The organism is Nocardia sp. NPDC057227, from assembly GCF_042669725.1.
Lineage (GTDB): Bacteria > Actinomycetota > Actinomycetes > Mycobacteriales > Mycobacteriaceae > Nocardia > Nocardia asteroides_A.
In genome coordinates this window covers 12557-30694 of the sequence record NZ_JBHUXA010000031.1, presented here as the reverse complement: position 1 = coordinate 30694, position 18138 = coordinate 12557, and the positions used below count along the sequence as shown (strand labels likewise).

Genomic DNA, 18138 nt, shown 5'->3' with positions numbered 1-18138 from the left:
ACGAGCGGGGTTGCCGGACGGTGCCAGGCAGCGCGAGCGACATCCAGCCCGGTGCGAGGGCGGGGCGAGCGGCCCATAGCCCTGTGTCGGGGCCGGGGCGAGCGCGATCAGCCGGGGGTGGTGGTGGGGAGGTCTGCCACCTCGACGGTGGCGGGCGGCGCGGCCGGGGCGGGGTCGTCCCGGTCGAAGATGAGCAGCCCCGCGACGGTGGCGCCGAGTACTGCGGTGACCCCGGCGGCGGCAAGTACCGCGCGCCGGTCGCCGCGGTGCTCGTGCCCGACCTGCCTGGCCGCCTCCCTTGCAGCCGCCGCCTTGGCGGGCAACGCGGCCAGCGCCGCCCCGACCCGGCGGCGCCGCATCCGCACCTCACCGCCCCGATGCCCGGCCGCGACCAGCACCGCCCCGCGCGCCGAGACGTACTCCGGCTCCGGGTCGTAGATCAGCGGCAGATCGACGAGCCCCGCCAGCTCCGCCCGCATCTCCGGATTGCGGGCACAACCGCCGAGCAGCACCAGCGCGTACGGCGGCTCCTCGGCGTCGTCCACCAGCCTGCGCACCAGCGTCGCCGAGCGCCGCACGCTCTGCGAGCAGAGCTCGGCAAGGTCGCTGCGGGTGATGACGGCCCGCCCGCCGGTGTCCGGGTCGCTGGCGGTGATCACCCTGGCCCGGCTCAGCGCCTCCCGATGCTGCCGGACGGCGTCCTCCTCGGGCTGCACGCCGTCCTGCGCGAGCCGCTGCCGGAGCAGCGTGTCGTAGCGGTCACCGCTCACCGCGGCGCTGTGCAGGCTCTCCAGCACCGTCTCGGTGCCCGTGTCGGCGTGCGTGAGGGTGAGCCCCGAGCTGCCCAGGTCGTAGAGCAGCACCGGCGCGTCGTCGCTCACCTGCCCGGAGAAGCGCAGGTAGCGCAGCTGCGCCAGCGGCTCGTCCACGATGGTGACCCGCTCGATCCCCGCCGCCGCGCGCACGGTGTCGGCGTGCGGCGCGCAGCGACAGGTGACAGCGGTCCCGGTGATCAACTCGTCGCGCGCGCTCGCCGCCGCGCGCATCAACCGCACCGCCTCGAAAACGGCGGCATCGACATTGTCCGGCGTGCCGGGAACGTGGCAGCGATCGATCGGCGGCAGGTGCGGCTGATCCGAATGCGTCAGTACCGCGCGGGCGCCGCCGGCACCCGCCGATACCCCCAGCACCAGCACCATGCCGTTCATGGTGGACCCTTTCCGGCACGGTGCCAAGCTCGGGCCGGTAAAGGTTCGCTCAGCGCGGGCGTCAGTCCGGGCTGCGAACCCGATCGCGGGCCGGAGCCCAGTGCGCCGGGTCTTCCCCCGCGTCGAAGTCACCGGCCGCCCGGCGGAACTCCGCGAGCAGTTCGAGCAGCGTCTGCAGCCGGTCCGGCGCCAGCCCGGGCAGCGCGAAGACATTGCTGTTCAGCGCCTCGGTGGCCGCCGCGACCAGCGCCCGCCCCGCCTCGGTGATCTCGATCAGGATGGCCCTGCGATCGCTCGGATGCGGCACCCGCAGCACCAGCCCCGCCGCCTCCAGCCGGTCGACGGTATTGGTGACGCTGGTCGGATGCACCTGCAACCGCTCGCTCGCCTTTGCCATCGGCACGGCCCCCGTGCGGCTGAAGCTCAGCAGCTGCAGCAGCTCGTACCTGGAGAACGTGAGGCCACTCGGTTTGAGTGCCTCGTCCACCCGCGCCATCACGATCTGCTGCGCCCTGACCAGCGACGTCACCGCCGCCATCCCGTCCGCGACCTCGCCCCAGCCGTGCGCCGACCACTGGCGGTGCGCCTCCGCGATCGGATCCTGCGGCAGCGGGCGTGGGCGGGACATGGGAGTGATCATATCGGCGCTCCCTTCGAATCACCCTGAGTGCAACCGTGTTCCCGGATCCGGTGATCGCGCAGGATCTACTCCTGTCACGCGGGCGTGGCTGAGTGGTTGAGGCGACGGTCTGCAAAGCCGTCTACGCGGGTTCGATTCCCGCCGCTCGCTCCATGCTCGGACATAGGGTTTTCCCGTGTTCGAGTATCACGGATGGATTTCCCTGCGGTCGACGGCCGCGGCGGTGGACGACGAGCCGCCGCTCCGGCTGCGGGAGATCGAGGCTTCGGTGGCCGAGTTCGCCGGATACGCGCTGATGGATCTGCGGCCCATGAACGTGGGCTACTACCTGCACCTGGGCGGGCAGCCGAATCGCTCCGGTACCTGGGGGCCCGCGCTGGTCGGGCTCTTCCGGCGGATCGGTGAACTCGCACCCGGTTCCTATGGGCTGCTGTACGTCCACGACGACGAAGACCCGGAGTACGCGGGGGTCTTCCGGGTGTACCGGATGGTCCGGGGAGCGGTCACGGTCGGCACCGACGAGCTGCTGTCGCCGGTGATCCCCATGCTGGAGGACCCGTATCCGGCCACCTGATCGGTCGCCTCAGGCCTGGTCGTCCGCCGAGCAGACCTTCCAGGTGCCGTCTTCCTTCTTCACGTGCTCCTCGGTGTCGGTATCGGTGTCCGGGTCCTCGCCGGGCAGGGTCAGCGTCATCCGCCCGGTGATGGTCGCGGTCGCCCGATCGCCGGTGATGACGATGTTCGTGATCTCGTTGATCACCACCGAGACCTGCGTCTGGTCGAACTCCCGCTTCTGCTCCTCGCTCAGCGCCTCGAACTCGTCCCGATCGCCCGCGCACGCCGTCGCAGCGGCCGCCGCGAACCCGTCCTCGCCGAGGGTCTCGTAGAAATCCCGGATCGCCACCTCGATCTTCTTCTCGTCCGAGGCGAGCGGCGTTTTCCCCTGTGCGGTGAGCACGATGCCCGCGGTGATGCCGCCCGCGATGACGAGAAACAGGACTATCAGGCCGATGATCAGCCCGGTCCGGCTCTTCCGTGGCCGAGGCTGCCCCTGGCCCGGAGGTGGGTACCCCGGCTGCTGCCCGTAGTTCGGCTGCCCCCACTGCTGGCCGTAACCAGGCTGCGCGTTCCCGGGCGGCGGTCCATAACCGGGCTGCGAAGCACCGGGATAGCCGGGCTGCTGGTACCCGGGGTTCTGGCCGTAACCAGGCTGCCCCTGCCCGAAGCCCGGGTCGTACCCCGGCTGCTGCCCGTACCCCCCGCCGGGCGGCTGAGCACCCCACCCCTGATTCGGATCCGGCTGCGACCCATACGGCGGATAGCTCATAGCGTCCTCCAACCCGGCTGTCCCCGCAGCCTACGGCAGCCCCACCCGTTCCGCCTGCCACCGCGGGCCGCCCATCAGGCGCGGCGGGGCGCCGGTTCGGCGACCCGTGTCACCGCCAGAAAAGCCTCCCGTGCGCGCTCGAACACCTCCGGATTCCGCTCCGATATCGCCCATGCCGACCGGGTCGCCCCGGCCGCCTCCTCGGTCGCGAGCTGCCCCACCCGCTGGAACGTGGTACCGACCAGGTAGGCGATCTCGCGCAGCGGCACTCCCTCGGCTGTGAGCTCAGTCGTGAGCGCCCGCGTCTCACGCTGCACATCGGTCTCCAATTGCTCGATGAGTCTGCGCGCCGCGCGAATCCAGGCAGAACGCTCCTGGACGTCGTACACCTGCGCGAAGTCGTCGACGATCACCTGGACGTGGACCGAGGAAGGCACCACATCGAGCGTCACCGAGATGTAGTCCCGCGCCTCGCCTTCCACCTCGGCCAGCCGCCGCGCCTGCGTCTGCGCGTTCTCGCCCAGTTCCGGAATCTCCACCGCCCACCAGCGGCCTTCTCGCCCAGTGACGTGCGCTTCGTACTTCACGGCTCCTCCTCGCGCTCACAGCGACAACCGTCGACGGCCTTCCGTATCGCTCGCACCACCCCTGGCCGCACCACTCCGTGCCCGGTCGGGATGGTGACGCCGGGCGCACCGCTCCGACACTTCCACACCGAGTGACTCCCTTTCCCTTCTCGTTCGAAGCGCCATCCCGAGCCGGCGAGCTCCTTCAGGACGAGCCGAACCGGCTGCTCGCTGATCACAGCGTAAGTCTATTGAGTAGACGATTTCAAGTAAAATCGCTAGACGAATCAATCGAAGATTTACGTTGGAAGACGAAACGCAAGAGTTCGCAAGGATTTACGGTGTGAGGTGGTGGCGGTCCCGACCGACCTGCTGCGGCGGTTCGAACTGATCACCCGGTGGCGCCGCGAACTACCGATGCAACGATGCGATCGTGTCCATCGGCACGAGTCGGTCCTGCGTGAAGTGGCGGACCGGTGACATGCCAAAGGCCCCGATCATGAACGATCGGGGCCTTCGGCTTGTGCCCTCGGCAGGAATCGAACCTGCGGCCTTCTGCTCCGGAGGCAGACGCTCTATCCCCTGAGCTACGAGGGCGGGATAGCGGGATGAAGCGTAACGCATGGCTCGCCAGCGCACCAAAACGTCAGTTGAGGGGCAGGGGTTTCGCGCCGCGGGCGGCGAGCATGCCGCTCATGAGCTGGGATTCGCCCTCCTGGGTCTGCACCATGGTGCCTGCCAGGCTGCGGACGGGTGTGGTCTCGGCGTGGTCGGCGGCGTAGCGGATCATTTCCAGCCCGCCTTGGTGGTGCCGGAGCATGAGCTGCAGGAAGAGGGTGTCGAGGCCGGGGCCCATGGCTTGGCGCAGGCTGGCGAGTTCTTCCTGCGAGGCCATGCCGGGCATCACCTGCACCGGGGAAACGGGAGAGGACGAGCCGCCGTGCGCGTGGCCGCCTTCCGTAGCGGTCATCCAGGCCATATGGCCGTCGGTGCTCTGGGCGGGTTCACCCCAGAGCTGCAGCCAGCCCTGCATGCGACCGACCTGGTTCTGCTGGGTGGTGAGGATGTCGTAGGCGAGCCGGCGCACGTCGGTGTCGGTGCTGCGGACGAGCAGGACGCCCGCCATCTCCACCGCCTGCGCGTGGTGCGCCGACATGTCCTGGAGGAAGCCGACGTCGACCGGGCCGGGGTCGGGCTGGCGGGGGCCGTCGAGGGGGAGCCGGGCCAGCGCGCCCAGCGCGAAGCCGATGAGCATCGCGCCGAGCACGCCGAACACCAGCAGCGCGGTGCGCTGGCGGCGGAACTGGCCCGCCAGCGAGTCCTGAGGTGTGTCGGTTTCCACGCTCACTGCGGCACGCCGGGCGTACCCGGCACGGGGAACTCGTTGCCCGGCATACCGGGCAGCCCGGGGATGCCACCGGGCAGCCCGCCGCCGAGCTCACCCTGGTCCGGGGTCAGCCCGGCGCCGTCCATGGGCACCGCGTCCGGCCCGGGCGGGGTGGCGTCGAAGGGCGGCGGGTTGTCGGTGTCGAAGGCGATGGTGGAGCAGTCGGCGCCGACCTCGGGGTAGGTGTAGTTGTTCAGCCGCAGCGCGGTGATGAACTGGCCGACCCGCTTGTCGTCGGCGCTGTCCAGCTTGAGCTGGTGGCCCCAGGACTGCAGCGAGACCGCGGAGTCGAGGCCGGGGAAGGGCGACATCAGCGTGTACGGCTTGCCCTCGACCTTGGCAGCGAGGGTCTCGATGCCGTCGCTGTCCACCTTGTCGGGGTTGTAGGCGATCCAGACCGCGCCGTGCTCCAGCGAGTGCACCGCGTTCTCGGTGCGCAGCGCCTTGTCGTAGACGACGCCGGTGCAGGTGGCCCAGGACGAGTCGTGCGGGCCGCCGAAGGCGGGCGTCTTGTCGTAGGCGACGCGCTGGGTGGGGCCGATGTGCAGCCCGGCGGGGTACTCCTGCTTGACGACGCCGTCGATCTGGTCGGACGGGTCCTGCCGCTCGGCGCTGGGGGTGAATCGGTCGAGCTCGGCCTGCTCCTGGTACTTGGGGACCAGGTTGTAGGCGAGTGCGCCGACGAGTGCGACAATGACCGCGGCCGCGCCGATCGTCATCCAGGGGATCTGCCGCTTCTGCAGGCCGCCGGGTCCACCGCCGCCTCTGCGGTCACCACCCTTACCGGACGGTGCGACCTTCCCGGCGGCGCGGACGGCTTTCGCCGACTTGGAGGCACCGGACGACCTCGGGGCGTTACTACTCGGCATCGCTCGCTGTGCTTCTTTCGACGTGACGGAATGGGCGTGGCCGGGCGGTGCCCACCTGCGGTGCACACCCGCCGAGACCATAGGATAGAGACTCGTGACTCCAGCTGACCTTGCAGATCTCCTTCGCGGTACCGCGGCGAAGGTGCTCGTCGAACGCGGGCTCGATCCCGCTGTGCTGCCCGACGAGGTCACCGTGGAGCGTCCCCGTAATCCCGAACACGGCGACTATGCCACGAATCTGGCGATGCGCGTCGGGAAGCCCGCGGGGGTGGCCCCGCGCGACCTGGCATCGTGGCTGGCCGAGGCGCTTTCCGCGACCGACGGCGTGGCCTCGGCCGAGGTCGCCGGGCCGGGCTTCCTGAACATCCGGCTGGCCGCTTCGGCGCAGGGTGCGATCCTCGAGCAGGTGCTCGCCGCGGGCACCGGCTACGGCACCGCGCAGGCCCTCGCCGGCACCAGGATCAACCTGGAGTTCGTCTCCGCGAACCCGACCGGCCCGGTCCATCTCGGCGGCACCCGCTGGGCCGCGGTCGGCGACGCGCTGGGCCGGATCCTGGCCGCGCAGGGCGCCGACGTCACCCGCGAGTACTACTTCAACGACAACGGCGCGCAGATCGACCGCTTCGCGCAGTCCCTGGTCGCCGCCGCCACCGGCGCCCCGACGCCGGAGAACGGCTACGCCGGCGCCTACATCGGCGAGATCGCCGCGCAGATCACCACCGCGCACCCCGGCGCGGCCGAGCTGCCCGAGCAGGAGCGGCTTGAGCTGTTCAGGCGCGAGGGCGTCGAGCTGATGTTCGCGCAGATCAGGCAGGCCCTGCACGACTTCGGCACCGACTTCGACGTCTACTTCAACGAGTCCTCGCTCTTCGCCTCCGGCGCGGTGGAGCGCGCGGTGAACACGCTCAAGGACTCCGGCGACCTGTACGAGAAGGACGGCGCCTGGTGGATCGCCAGCTCCGCCTACGGCGACGACCAGGACCGCGTCGTCATCAAGAGCGACGGCAACTCCGCCTACATCGCCGGTGACATCGCCTACTTCCAGGACAAGCGGGCCCGCGGCTTCGACCTGTGCATCTACATGCTCGGCGCGGACCACCACGGCTACATCGGCAGGCTCAAGGCGGCCGCGGCGGCGTTCGGCGACGACCCGGCCACCGTCGAGGTGCTGATCGGCCAGATGGTGAACCTGGTCCGCGACGGCCAGGCCGTGAAGATGAGCAAGCGCGCGGGCACCGTCGTCACCCTGGACGACCTGGTCGAGGCGATCGGCGTCGACGCCGCCAGGTACTCGCTGGTGCGCAGCTCGGTGAACTCGAGCATCGACATCGACCTGAACCTGTGGACCAGCCAGAGCGCCGAGAACCCGGTGTACTACGTGCAGTACGCACACGCCCGCACCGCCTCGATCGGGCGCAACGCGGCGGAGTTCGGCTTCGCCGAGGTGACCCCCGATCTCGCGCTGCTCGCCGCCGACGAGGAGGGTGAGCTGATCCGCACCCTCGGCGAGTACCCGCGGGTGCTCGGCACCGCGGCCGGGCTGCGCGAGCCGCACCGCGTCGCCCGCTACCTGGAGGAGCTGGCAGGCGCCTACCACCGGTTCCAGACCAACAAGAACCTGCGGGTGCTCCCGCTCGGCGACGAGCCGGTCTCGCCGACCAACGCCGCCCGCCTGGTCCTGGTGAACGCGACGCGGCAGGTGCTCGCCAACGGCCTCGGGCTGCTCGGCGTCACCGCCCCGGAGCGGATGTGACCACCCCCGTCGACGGCGCGCACCGCGCGGCCTGGAAGGAAGCACGATGAGCGCCCATCCCGCCGGACCCCGGCACGCCTCCGAGATCCCGAACTCGCCGAACCTGCCGCAGCGCCCGGCCGACCCGAGCGTCATGATCGACCTGCCCGCGCACGTCTGGCCGCGCAACGCCGAGCGCGGCGCGGACGGTGTCGTCACCCTGGCCGGGGTCAGGGTGGACGAGCTGGCGAGCGAGTTCGGCACCCCGCTCTTCGTGGTGGACGAGGACGACTTCCGCTCCCGCTGCCGCGACATGGTGCGCGCCTTCGGCCCGGACGCCAGGGTGCACTACGCCTCGAAGGCCTTCCTCTGCGGTGAGATCGCGCGCTGGATCCGGGACGAGGGGCTCTCGCTCGACGTCTGCTCCGGCGGCGAGCTCGCCGTCGCGCTGAACGCAGGCTTCCCCGCGCACCGGATCGCGCTGCACGGCAACAACAAGTCGGTCGCGGAGCTGGAGTCGGCGGTGGCCGCCGGGGTCGGGCACGTCGTGGTCGACTCGCTGATCGAGATCGAGCGGCTGGAGACGGTCGCCGGCCGGGCGGGCACCGTGCAGGACGTGCTGGTCCGGGTCACCGTCGGCGTCGAGGCGCACACGCACGAGTACATCTCGACCGCGCACGAGGACCAGAAGTTCGGCTTCTCGATCGCGGGCGGCGACGCCATGGAGGCGCTGGCCAGGGTCTTCGAGGCGGACAACCTGCGGCTGGTCGGGCTGCACAGCCACATCGGCTCGCAGATCTTCGAGATCGACGGCTTCGAGATCGCCGCGCGGCGGATGCTCGGGCTGCTCAGGGACGCCGTGGACAAGTTCGGCGCCGAGCGCACCGCGCGGATCGCGACGCTCGACCTCGGCGGCGGCCTCGGCATCTCCTACCTGCCGACGGACAACCCGCCGCCGCTGGACGAGTTCGCGGCCAAGCTGCGCGAGCTGGTGGTGGCCGAGGCTGCCCGCGCCGGGCTCGCGGTGCCGACCATCGCGGTCGAGCCGGGCCGCGCCATCGCCGGGCCCGGTACCGTCACGCTCTACGAGGTCGGCACGATCAAGGACGTCTCGCTGGAGGGCGGGCAGCGCAGGCGCTACGTGAGCGTCGACGGCGGCATGAGCGACAATATCCGCCCCGCGCTCTACCAGGCCGATTACGACTGCAGGCTGGTCTCGCGCTCGTCCGACGCGCCCGCGGTGGTCGCCCGGGTGGTCGGAAAGCACTGCGAGAGCGGCGATATCGTGATCCGCGATACCTGGATGCCTGCCGACGCGGGCCCGGGCGACCTGGTGGCCGTCGCCGCCACCGGCGCCTACTGCTACTCGATGTCCAGCCGCTACAACCAGCTGACCAGGCCCGCCGTCGTCGCCGTTCGCGACGGGGAGGCGCGGCTCGTGCTGCGCCGCGAGACGATCGCGGACCTGCTCTCGCTGGAGGTCTGATGACGCGCGTCCGCGCGCCCCGCGCCACAGTCCAGGCGCGGGGTGCCCGGCGCATCGATACGGAGGTGGAACCATGACCGGAGTACCGCAGGCCGGGTGGGGGCCCGATCGGCCGATCGGGGTGGCCGTGCTCGGCATGGGCAATGTCGGCACCGAGGTGGTGCGCATCCTGCGCGACCACGCCGACGACCTGCGCGCCAGGGTCGGCGCGCCGGTGGTGCTGCGCGGCGTCGCGGTGCGCAGCATCAAGGATCGCGGGATCCCCGCGGAGCTGCTCACCACCGACCCCGACGCGCTGGTCGCGCGGGACGACGTCGACGTGGTGGTCGAGGTGATCGGCGGCATCGACCCGCCGCGCCGGCTCATCCTGGCCGCGCTGAACGCGGGCAAGTCGGTGGTCACCGCGAACAAGGCGCTGCTCGCCGACTACACCGGCGAGCTCGCCGCGGCGGCCGAGCGCAGCCGCGCCGACCTGTACTTCGAGGCGGCGGTGGCGGGCGCCATCCCGGTGGTGCGCCCGCTCATCCAGTCGCTCGCGGGCGACCGGGTGAACCGCGTGGTCGGCATCGTGAACGGCACCACCAACTTCATCCTCTCCGCCATGGACGAGACCGGCGCCGACTACTCGGCGACGCTCGCCGAGGCGACCAGGCTCGGCTACGCCGAGGCCGATCCCACCGCGGACGTCGAGGGGTACGACGCCGCCGCCAAGGCCGCCATCCTGGCCACGCTCGCCTTCCACACCAGGGTCACCGCCGCGGACGTGTACCGCGAGGGGATCGCCAAGATCACGTCCGAGGACCTGGAGACGGCGTCCGCGGTCAACTGCACCGTCAAACTGCTCGCCATCTGCGAGCGGGTGCCGGAGGCTCCCGGTGAGCCCGCGCCCGCGGACGGCGGCAAGGAGCGGGTGTCGGTGCGGGTGTACCCGGCGCTCATCCCGCGCAAGCACCCGCTGGCCACCGTGAGCGGCGCCTTCAACGCGGTGGTCGTCGAGGCCGAGGCCGCGGGGCGGCTGATGTTCTACGGCCAGGGTGCGGGCGGCGCGCCGACCGCCTCCGCCGTGCTCGGCGACCTCGTCATGGCGGCCAGGAACAAGTTCTACGGCGGTCGCGCGCCCGGCGAATCGGTTTATGCTGAGCTACCGATCGCGCCGATCGGCGACACACCCACCCGATACCACGTGAACCTGCAGGTCGAAGACCGGCCGGGGGTGCTGGAGAAGGTCGCGGGCGAATTCGCCGCACACGGGGTGAGCATCTCGACGGTCCGTCAGGGCGGGCACGGCGAGCTTGCGCGCCTGGTGGTCGTCACCCACCACGCGCTGGAGTCGGCGCTGGCGGACACCGTCGCCGCACTGGCGGAGATGGATTCCGTCACATCGGTCACCAGCGTCCTGAGATTGGAAGGCACCGAGGAATGAGTACGACTGGCGTCGCACCGCAGGCAGGGGTGCACTCCCGCTGGCCCGGCCTGATCGCGGCCTACCGCGACCGGCTCGCCGGTGCGGCCGACTGGGAGCCGGTCACGCTGCTGGAGGGCGGCACCCCGCTGGTGCCCGCTCCGCACCTCTCCGAGCTCACCGGGTGCGAGGTGTACCTGAAGGTCGAGGGCGCCAACCCGACCGGCTCGTTCAAGGACCGCGGCATGACCATGGCCATGACCGATGCCAAGTACCGCGGGCAGCGGGCGGTGCTCTGCGCCTCCACCGGCAACACCTCCGCCTCGGCCGCGGCCTACGCGAGCAGGGCCGGGCTGAGCTGCGCGGTGCTGATCCCGCAGGGCAAGATCGCCATGGGCAAGCTGGCCCAGGCCGTCATGCTCGGCGCGAAGATCATCCAGGTGCAGGGCAACTTCGACGACTGCCTGGAGCTGGCCCGCAAGGTGACCTCCGACTTCCCCGAGGTCGGGCTGGTGAACTCAGTGAACCCGGCGCGGATCGAGGGGCAGAAGACCGCCGCCTTCGAGATCTGCGACGTGCTCGGCCGCGCCCCCGACGTGCACGCGCTCCCGGTCGGCAACGCGGGCAATATCACCGCCTACTGGCGCGGGTACCGGGAGTACTACGCCGACGGCGTCACCGCCGGGCTGCCGCGCATGCTCGGCGTGCAGGCCGCGGGCGCGGCGCCGCTGGTCAACGGCGCGCCGGTGAAGGATCCGGAGACCATCGCCACCGCCATCCGGATCGGCGCCCCCGCCTCCTGGAACAGCGCGGTTGAGGCCAAGGAGCAGTCCGGCGGCGCCTTCCGGGCGGCCACCGACGACGAGATCCTGGCGGCGTACCGGCTGGTGGCGGCGCGCGAGGGCGTCTTCGTCGAGCCGGCGTCGGCGGCCAGCGTGGCCGGGCTGCTCGCGGCGCGCGCCGAGGGCTGGCTGGAGCCGGGGCTCACCGTGGTCTGCACGGTCACCGGCAACGGCCTCAAGGACCCGGACACCGCGCTGTCCGGCATGCCGGAGGTGCAGGCGATCGCGGTCGACCCGATCCGGGTCGCGGCCGAACTCGAGCTGGCCTGACGGTGACCCCGCGCGACAGCCAGGTGCTGACGAGGACGCTGCCTGCCGAGCTCACGGCGACCGCCCGCGTGCCTGCCTCCACCGCCAACCTCGGCCCCGGCTTCGACTCGCTCGGCATGGCGCTCGGCATCTACGACGAGATCGAGGTGCGCACAACGGCTACCGGCCTGAGTATCCGGGTCGAGGGCGAGGGCGCCGACGACGTGCCGTGGGGCCCTTCGCATCTCGTCGTCCGCGCGATCGAGCGTGGGCTGGAGGCGGCCGGGGTCTGGGCGGACGGCCTCGACGTGGTGTGCCGCAATGCCATTCCGCACTCCCGCGGGCTCGGCTCGTCGGCCTCCGCCGTGGTCGGCGGGCTGGCGGCCGGCTGCGCGCTGGCGGCTCGGTTCGACCCGGCGCTGGCGGTGCAGCCGGACCGGCTGGTGCAGCTGGCCTCGGAGTTCGAGGGCCACCCGGACAACGCCGCGGCCAGCGTGCTCGGCGGCATCGTGGTCTCCTGGACGGAATCGGCGCAGCCGGGGGAGGTGCGCTCGTACCGGGCCGTCCGGCTGGAGCCGCACGCGACGCTGCGCCCGGTGGTGCTGATCCCGCAGGAGCGCTCCTCCACCGCGCACACCCGCGGGCTGCTGCCGGAGACGGTGCCGCACGGCGACGCTGCCTTCAACGTGAGCCGGGCGGCGCTCGCCGTCGTCGCGCTCACCGAGCGCCCCGACCTGCTGCTGCCCGCCACCGCGGACCGGCTGCACCAGGGGCAGCGGGCGCCCGCGCTCCCGCTCACCACGGCCTGGATCGCGCGGTTGCGGGCGGCCGGGATCGCGGCCACCGTCTCCGGGGCGGGCCCGACCGTACTCGCCCTCACGACCAGCGGTTTCCCCGACGACCTCCGCGAGCAGGCGGCCGCCGACGGGCTCCGGGTGCTGGAGCCGGGGGTCGCCGATGGAGTGCTGGCCGGCTGACGGCGAGTCCGTCTTGCCGAGTTTCACACCGGCCAGCTATCCTGGTGACGTCCGTACATCGTGCGCATCAGACGCCGGTGCTTCATCAGGGCAATCGCTCCAGCGGGCTCCGGCCTCGAACCTCCACTCCATGGAGGTGCTGCGCAGCCGCTGCAACTGGAATGATCTCTCCCACCTTTCACCATCGGTGGCGCCCCTGGTGGTCGAGCCGCCGGTCCGGCGGGCAGGCGATACGGCACAATCCCGGCTCGGCACAGTGCCCGGGCTGCGGAACGAACCCTCGAATCAGCACACGGCACTCGAGGGAAGGAAAGGATTTCCGTGACAGATACGGACCTGCTCGCGACACCCGGGGTGGAATCCAACCCAAGTTCCCCGGGCGGCCGCGAAAGTGACTCCGGGCAGATTTCGACTCTGAGCGAGAATACCGACGTCGCACGATCGGGGCTGACTGGAATGTTGTTGCCGCAGTTGCGCGCACTGGCCGGAGAGCTCGGTATCCGAGGCACCTCCGGCATGCGCAAGGGAGATCTGATCGCCGCCATCAAGGCGAATCAGGCCGGTGGATCCGCTCCGGCGCCGAAGGTGGAGAAGCCCGCCCGCGCCGAGAAGCCCGCCAAGGCCGAGAAGACGCAGGCCGCCGACCCCGCGGCCGAGGCTCCCGCGGAGCCGCGCCGGGGCCGGGGGAAGGCCGTGCAGGCGACGCTCGACGTCGCCCCGGCCGAGGTCGCGGCGCCCGAGGCGGCCGTGCCCGCGGTGCAGGCGCCCCAGGGGGCCGCGCCGCAGGCGGAGACGCCCGCGGATGCCGGTCGGACGGACGCGCCCAAGAACGACGCGCCCAAGAACGACGCGCCGCAGGGCGATGCGCCGAAGGCCGATGCGGTCCGGAGCGATGCTCCGAAGAACGACACGCCGCGCAATGGCGACGCCTCCGACGGCAGGAACGCCGACGGTGCCGACTCCGGCGATGACTCCGGCCGGGACGGCTCGCAGCGCGGCCGCGGCAGGCAGCGGCGCGGCCGTGACCAGGCGCGCTCCGGTGGCGAGGCGCAGGGCGAGGCCCGTGCGGATTCGGACGGCGACCAGGGCGACCGCGGCCGTCGCGGCCAGAACGGCCGTGGCAGCGAGAACCGGGCCGGCGAAAGCCGCGGCGGGGACAGTCGTAACGACAACCGTGGCGGGGACAACCGGGGCGGTGAGAACCGCAGCGATAGCCGCGGCGGCGACAACCGCAGCGACAACCGCGGTGGCGACAGCCGCAACGACAGCCGCGGCGGCGACGCCCGTGGCGACAGCCGCAACGACAACCGCGGCGGCGACAACCGCGGCGGCGACGCTCGTGGCGATCGCGGCAACGACAACCGCGGTGGCGACGACGACGAGGGCCGCGGCGGCAGGCGGGGCAGGCGCTTCCGCGAGCGTCGGCGCGGCCGTGACCGCGACGGCGGCACCGGCGGCGGCCTCGGCGGCGAGACCCGCGAGCCGGAGTTGCGCGACGACGACGTGCTGCAGCCGGTCGCGGGCATCCTGGACGTGCTGGACAACTACGCCTTCGTCCGCACCTCCGGGTACCTGGCCGGGCAGAGCGACGTCTACGTCTCGATGAACCTGGTGCGCAAGAACGGGCTGCGCCGCGGCGACGCCATCACCGGCGCGGTCCGCGCGCCGCGCGACGGCGAGCAGGCCAACCAGCGGCAGAAGTTCGACCCGCTGGTCCGGCTGGACACCGTCAACGGCGGCGACGTCGAGGCGGCCAAGCGGCGCCCCGAGTTCGGCAAGCTGACCCCGCTCTACCCGAATCAGCGGCTCCGGCTGGAGACCCAGCCGAACAAGCTGACCACCCGGGTGATCGACATGATCATGCCGATCGGCAAGGGCCAGCGCGCGCTCATCGTGTCGCCGCCGAAGGCGGGCAAGACCACGATCCTGCAGGACATCGCCAACGCGATCGCGACCAACAACCCCGAGTGCTACCTCATGGTCGTGCTGGTCGACGAGCGTCCGGAAGAGGTCACCGACATGCAGCGCTCGGTGAAGGGCGAGGTCATCGCCTCGACCTTCGACCGGCCGCCGAGCGACCACACCTCGGTCGCCGAGCTCGCCATCGAGCGGGCCAAGCGCCTGGTGGAGATGGGCAAGGACGTGGTGGTGCTGCTCGACTCGATCACCCGCCTCGGCCGCGCCTACAACAACTCCTCGCCCGCCTCCGGCCGGATCCTCTCCGGTGGTGTCGACTCGACCGCGCTCTACCCGCCGAAGCGTTTCCTCGGCGCCGCGCGCAACATCGAGAACGGCGGCTCGCTGACGATCATCGCCACCGCGATGGTGGAGACCGGCTCGACCGGTGACACGGTGATCTTCGAGGAGTTCAAGGGCACCGGCAACGCCGAGCTCAAGCTGGACCGGAAGATCGCCGAGCGCCGGGTGTTCCCCGCGGTCGACGTCAACCCGTCCGGCACCCGCAAGGACGAGCTACTGCTGAGCCCCGACGAGGCGGCCGTGCTGCACAAGCTGCGCCGCGTGCTGTCCGGGCTGGACTCGCACCAGGCGATCGATCTGCTGATCGACCGCCTGAAGAAGTCGAGGAACAACCTGGAGTTCCTCATGCAGGTGAGCAAGACCGCGCCGGGCGCACTCGACGAGTGAGCTGACGTGTTCCCGGACGGGGGTTCCGCTGCGGCGGGGCCCCCGTTCGCGGTTTCCCGGCGGGGCGAAGAAGAGCGCGCCGATCCCGGCGGCGCCCGCGACCAGGAAGGCCGTGATCACCGCGGCGGGGCCGGGGTGTGGCTGGACCGCGGCGGCCTCGGCCACCCGCATCGCGGGGGCGGGCGCGGCTTCGTGCTCCGTCGCGGGCAGCGCGAGCGCGCCCGCGACGGCGAGGACGGCGAGCAGCGAGAGAACGAGGGCGGCACCACGGACGGTCACGGTCCCTCCTTCGGAGTTGGCGGCTGACGTCGCCGTTCGAATCTAGGGGCCGCAGCACCCGCGAGTCCCGAGTAGCGCACTACCCGACTGCCGGGAATGAACTGCCGGCCGGAGGCGTTTTGGGAGCGTAAGGGCTGCTCTGGCATACTGAGCGGCTGTTGCGCCTGCTCGCTCGAGCAGGGCTCCCGCCTAGTCGGTTCCGGTTCACGTCGACGCTCGTCGGCGACCCGGCGACCATTTCGAGAGGACACCCATGAAGGCAGGAATCCACCCCACCTACGTCGACACCACCGTCGTCTGCGGTTGCGGTAACACCTTCCAGACCAAGAGCACCAAGGAGTCGGGGCAGATCAACGTCGAGGTCTGCTCGCAGTGCCACCCCTTCTACACCGGCAAGCAGAAGATCCTGGACACCGGCGGCCGCGTGGCCCGCTTCGAGGCCCGCTACGGCAAGCGCGCGGGCAAGAAGGCGGATGCCGAAGCCGACGCCAACTAGCGATCACTCCGACGCCCGGCCCTGCGCGAGCAGGCCGGGCGTCGGTGTTTTGTCGGCACCCGATTCGATGAAGGAAGCACCGTGACGCAACCGTCCGCGATCGACGACATCCTGGCCGAGCACGCGGGGCTGGAGAGCCGGCTTTCCGATCCGGCGCTGCACAACGACCCGGGCGCCGCGCGCCGCGTGGGCAAGCGCTTCGCCGAGCTGGCGCCGGTCATGAGCACCTACCGCAAGCTGACGGCCGCCCGCGACGACCTGGAGGCCGCCGAGGAGCTGGCCGCCGACGACGCCTCCTTCGCCGCCGAGCTGCCCGAGCTGCGCGCGCAGGTGGAGGAGCTGGAGCGTGCGCTCGCCGACCTGCTCGCCCCGCGCGACCCGCACGACGGCGACGACGTGGTGCTCGAACTCAAGTCGGGGGAGGGCGGCGAGGAGTCCGCGCTCTTCGCCGCCGACCTGGCCCGGATGTACCTGCGCTACGCCGAGCGGCACGGCTGGCGGGTCGAGGTGCTCGACGCCACCCCGTCCGACCTGGGCGGCTACAAGGACGCGACGTTGTCGATCAAGAGCAGGGACCCGGCGCGCGACGGCGTGTGGTCGCGGCTCAAGTTCGAGGGCGGGGTGCACCGGGTGCAGCGGGTGCCGGTCACCGAATCGCAGGGCCGGATCCACACCTCGGCCGCCGGGGTGCTGATCTACCCGGAGCCGGACGAGGTCGAGCAGGTGCAGATCGACGAGACCGACCTGCGGGTCGACGTCTACCGCTCCTCCGGCAAGGGCGGCCAGGGAGTCAACACCACCGACTCCGCGGTTCGCCTCACCCACCTGCCCACCGGCATCGTGGTGACCTGCCAGAACGAGCGTTCGCAGCTGCAGAACAAGGCGCGCGCCATGCAGGTGCTCGCGGCTCGGCTGCAGGCGCTGGCCGAGGAGCAGGCGGAGCAGGAGTCGGCCGCAGGGCGGGCGGCGCAGATCCGCACGGTGGACCGCTCCGAGCGGATCCGCACCTACAACTTCCCGGAGAACCGGATCACCGATCACCGCATCGGCTTCAAGGCGCACAACCTGGACGCCGTCCTCGACGGTGAGCTGGACCCCGTCCTGGATGCCCTCGGCAAGGCGGATCGCGAAGCGCGCATGGCGGCGGAGTGACGGCGTGAGCCGCGTTCCCGTTCGTCCCGAGATCCAGGCCGCCGCTGGGCGCCTCGCCGAAGCCGGGGTCGCGAGTCCCCGGTTCGATGCCGAGGCGCTGGCCGCGCACGTGCTCGGGATCGAGCGCTCCCGGCTCGCGCTGGCCCCGCTGCTCGAACCCGAGCAGGCGACGCGCTACCGCGAGCTGGTCGAGCGGCGCGCGCGGCGCATTCCGCTGCAGCACCTCACCGGCACGGCCCCCATGGGCCGCATCGACCTCGCCGTCGGCCCCGGCGTCTTCGTCCCCCGCCCGGAGACCGAACTGCTCTTCGCCTGGGCCCTGGCCCAGCTGGAGGCCGTGCACGCCCCCACCATCGTCGACCTCTGCACCGGCTCCGGCGCCCTGGCCCTTGCCCTGGCCAACGCCCGCCCGGACGCCGCCGTGCACGCGGTCGAACTGGACCCCGCCGCGCTCACCTGGGCCCGGCGCAACGCCGATGCCACGGCCGCCGCGGGCGACACCCCGATCACGCTGTACGCGGGCGACGTCACCGCCGCCGACACCCTCGCCGAGCTGAACGGCCGGGTCGACCTGCTGGTCGCCAACCCGCCCTACGTCCCCGACGACGCCGAACTCGATCCCGAAGTGGTCGAACACGATCCGCCGCTCGCCCTGTTCGGTGGCGCGGACGGCCTCCGCGTCATCCGCGCCATGCTGCCCACGATCACCCGCCTGCTCCGCCCCGGCGCCGCGGCCGGCGTCGAGCACGACGATTCGCACGGCGCGCAGGTCGCGGCGCTGTTCACCGCCGCCGGTTACACCGCGACCACCGAGCACCGCGACCTCGCGGACCGCCCCCGCTTCGTCACCGCGACCCGTGGCTGAGCCGGGCGGAAGGCG

At 71.7% G+C, this 18138-nt stretch carries 16 protein-coding genes and 2 tRNA genes; 11 read left to right on the top strand and 7 right to left on the bottom strand.

Features of this window, described 5'->3' with window-relative positions:
* Positions 1–107: 107 nt before the first annotated feature.
* Positions 108–1199 (bottom strand): Hsp70 family protein, encoded by a 1092-nt coding sequence (locus tag ACFUJ1_RS30175; protein ID WP_378650708.1) that lies wholly within the window; start codon positions 1197–1199, stop codon positions 108–110.
* 70 nt (positions 1200–1269) lie between these two features.
* On the bottom strand, positions 1270–1836 hold the full coding sequence (locus ACFUJ1_RS30170; RefSeq protein WP_378650707.1) for a MarR family winged helix-turn-helix transcriptional regulator: 567 nt from the start codon (positions 1834–1836) through the stop codon (positions 1270–1272).
* A 90-nt stretch (positions 1837–1926) separates the two neighbouring features.
* Between ACFUJ1_RS30170 and ACFUJ1_RS30165 the strand changes: the two genes are divergently transcribed.
* Positions 1927–2001, top strand: a tRNA-Cys gene (locus tag ACFUJ1_RS30165).
* Between the two features lie 22 nt (positions 2002–2023).
* A complete protein-coding gene (locus ACFUJ1_RS30160) occupies positions 2024–2422 on the top strand; it encodes an Imm7 family immunity protein (RefSeq protein ID WP_378650706.1) in 399 nt (132 codons plus the stop codon).
* A gap of 9 nt (positions 2423–2431) precedes the next feature.
* Here ACFUJ1_RS30160 and ACFUJ1_RS30155 read toward each other — a convergent pair whose 3' ends face one another.
* From ACFUJ1_RS30155 to ACFUJ1_RS30135, 5 genes are all read right to left on the bottom strand, one after another.
* A complete protein-coding gene (locus ACFUJ1_RS30155; protein WP_378650705.1) occupies positions 2432–3175 on the bottom strand; it encodes a hypothetical protein in 744 nt (247 codons plus the stop codon).
* Positions 3176–3249: 74 nt separating this feature from the next.
* Complete coding sequence (locus ACFUJ1_RS30150; protein ID WP_378650704.1) at positions 3250–3762, bottom strand: hypothetical protein; 513 nt, start codon at positions 3760–3762, stop codon at positions 3250–3252.
* 503 nt (positions 3763–4265) lie between these two features.
* Positions 4266–4338 (bottom strand) — tRNA-Arg (locus ACFUJ1_RS30145).
* Between the two features lie 49 nt (positions 4339–4387).
* Positions 4388–5083: a DUF305 domain-containing protein gene (locus tag ACFUJ1_RS30140; protein ID WP_378650755.1), complete on the bottom strand. Its 696-nt coding sequence runs from the start codon at positions 5081–5083 to the stop codon at positions 4388–4390.
* 2 nt (positions 5084–5085) lie between these two features.
* Entirely contained in the window at positions 5086–5997 is a 912-nt protein-coding gene (locus ACFUJ1_RS30135) for a DUF3105 domain-containing protein (RefSeq protein WP_378650703.1), read from the bottom strand.
* Between the two features lie 94 nt (positions 5998–6091).
* Between ACFUJ1_RS30135 and argS the strand changes: the two genes are divergently transcribed.
* From argS to prmC, 9 genes are all read left to right on the top strand, one after another.
* Entirely contained in the window at positions 6092–7750 is a 1659-nt protein-coding gene (gene argS / locus ACFUJ1_RS30130) for an arginine--tRNA ligase (RefSeq protein ID WP_378650702.1), read from the top strand.
* A gap of 46 nt (positions 7751–7796) precedes the next feature.
* Positions 7797–9215 carry a diaminopimelate decarboxylase gene (gene lysA / locus ACFUJ1_RS30125; RefSeq protein ID WP_378650701.1) on the top strand — a complete coding sequence of 473 codons (1419 nt, stop codon included), beginning with the start codon at positions 7797–7799 and terminating at the stop codon, positions 9213–9215.
* A 73-nt stretch (positions 9216–9288) separates the two neighbouring features.
* A complete protein-coding gene (locus ACFUJ1_RS30120; protein WP_378650700.1) occupies positions 9289–10638 on the top strand; it encodes a homoserine dehydrogenase in 1350 nt (449 codons plus the stop codon).
* Positions 10635–11729, top strand: coding sequence for a threonine synthase (gene thrC / locus ACFUJ1_RS30115; RefSeq protein WP_378650699.1), 1095 nt, complete (start codon positions 10635–10637; stop codon positions 11727–11729). Before ACFUJ1_RS30120 ends, thrC begins: the two co-directional genes overlap by 4 nt.
* 26 nt (positions 11730–11755) lie before the next feature.
* The gene (gene thrB / locus ACFUJ1_RS30110; protein ID WP_378650754.1) at positions 11756–12685 is read left to right on the top strand and encodes a homoserine kinase; all 930 of its coding nucleotides are present in this window, start codon (positions 11756–11758) and stop codon (positions 12683–12685) included.
* 321 nt (positions 12686–13006) lie between these two features.
* Positions 13007–15331: a transcription termination factor Rho gene (rho, locus tag ACFUJ1_RS30105; protein WP_378650698.1), complete on the top strand. Its 2325-nt coding sequence runs from the start codon at positions 13007–13009 to the stop codon at positions 15329–15331.
* Between the two features lie 532 nt (positions 15332–15863).
* The gene (gene rpmE, locus ACFUJ1_RS30100; RefSeq protein WP_233016276.1) at positions 15864–16106 is read left to right on the top strand and encodes a 50S ribosomal protein L31; all 243 of its coding nucleotides are present in this window, start codon (positions 15864–15866) and stop codon (positions 16104–16106) included.
* A gap of 81 nt (positions 16107–16187) precedes the next feature.
* Positions 16188–17258, top strand: coding sequence for a peptide chain release factor 1 (prfA, locus tag ACFUJ1_RS30095; protein ID WP_378650697.1), 1071 nt, complete (start codon positions 16188–16190; stop codon positions 17256–17258).
* 4 nt (positions 17259–17262) lie between these two features.
* Positions 17263–18123 (top strand): peptide chain release factor N(5)-glutamine methyltransferase, encoded by an 861-nt coding sequence (prmC, locus tag ACFUJ1_RS30090; RefSeq protein ID WP_378650696.1) that lies wholly within the window; start codon positions 17263–17265, stop codon positions 18121–18123.
* The last annotated feature ends 15 nt before the right edge of the window (positions 18124–18138 follow it).

Coding starts and splice junctions, on each gene's coding strand:
- ACFUJ1_RS30170 (WP_378650707.1), bottom strand. CDS start 1,836: ATGTCCCGCCCACGCCCGCTGCCGCAGGATCCGATCGCGGAGGCGCAC.
- ACFUJ1_RS30120 (WP_378650700.1), top strand. CDS start 9,289: ATGACCGGAGTACCGCAGGCCGGGTGGGGGCCCGATCGGCCGATCGGG.
- ACFUJ1_RS30155 (WP_378650705.1), bottom strand. CDS start 3,175: ATGAGCTATCCGCCGTATGGGTCGCAGCCGGATCCGAATCAGGGGTGG.
- ACFUJ1_RS30175 (WP_378650708.1), bottom strand. CDS start 1,199: ATGGTGCTGGTGCTGGGGGTATCGGCGGGTGCCGGCGGCGCCCGCGCG.
- rpmE (WP_233016276.1), top strand. CDS start 15,864: ATGAAGGCAGGAATCCACCCCACCTACGTCGACACCACCGTCGTCTGC.
- thrC (WP_378650699.1), top strand. CDS start 10,635: ATGAGTACGACTGGCGTCGCACCGCAGGCAGGGGTGCACTCCCGCTGG.
- ACFUJ1_RS30135 (WP_378650703.1), bottom strand. CDS start 5,997: ATGCCGAGTAGTAACGCCCCGAGGTCGTCCGGTGCCTCCAAGTCGGCG.
- lysA (WP_378650701.1), top strand. CDS start 7,797: ATGAGCGCCCATCCCGCCGGACCCCGGCACGCCTCCGAGATCCCGAAC.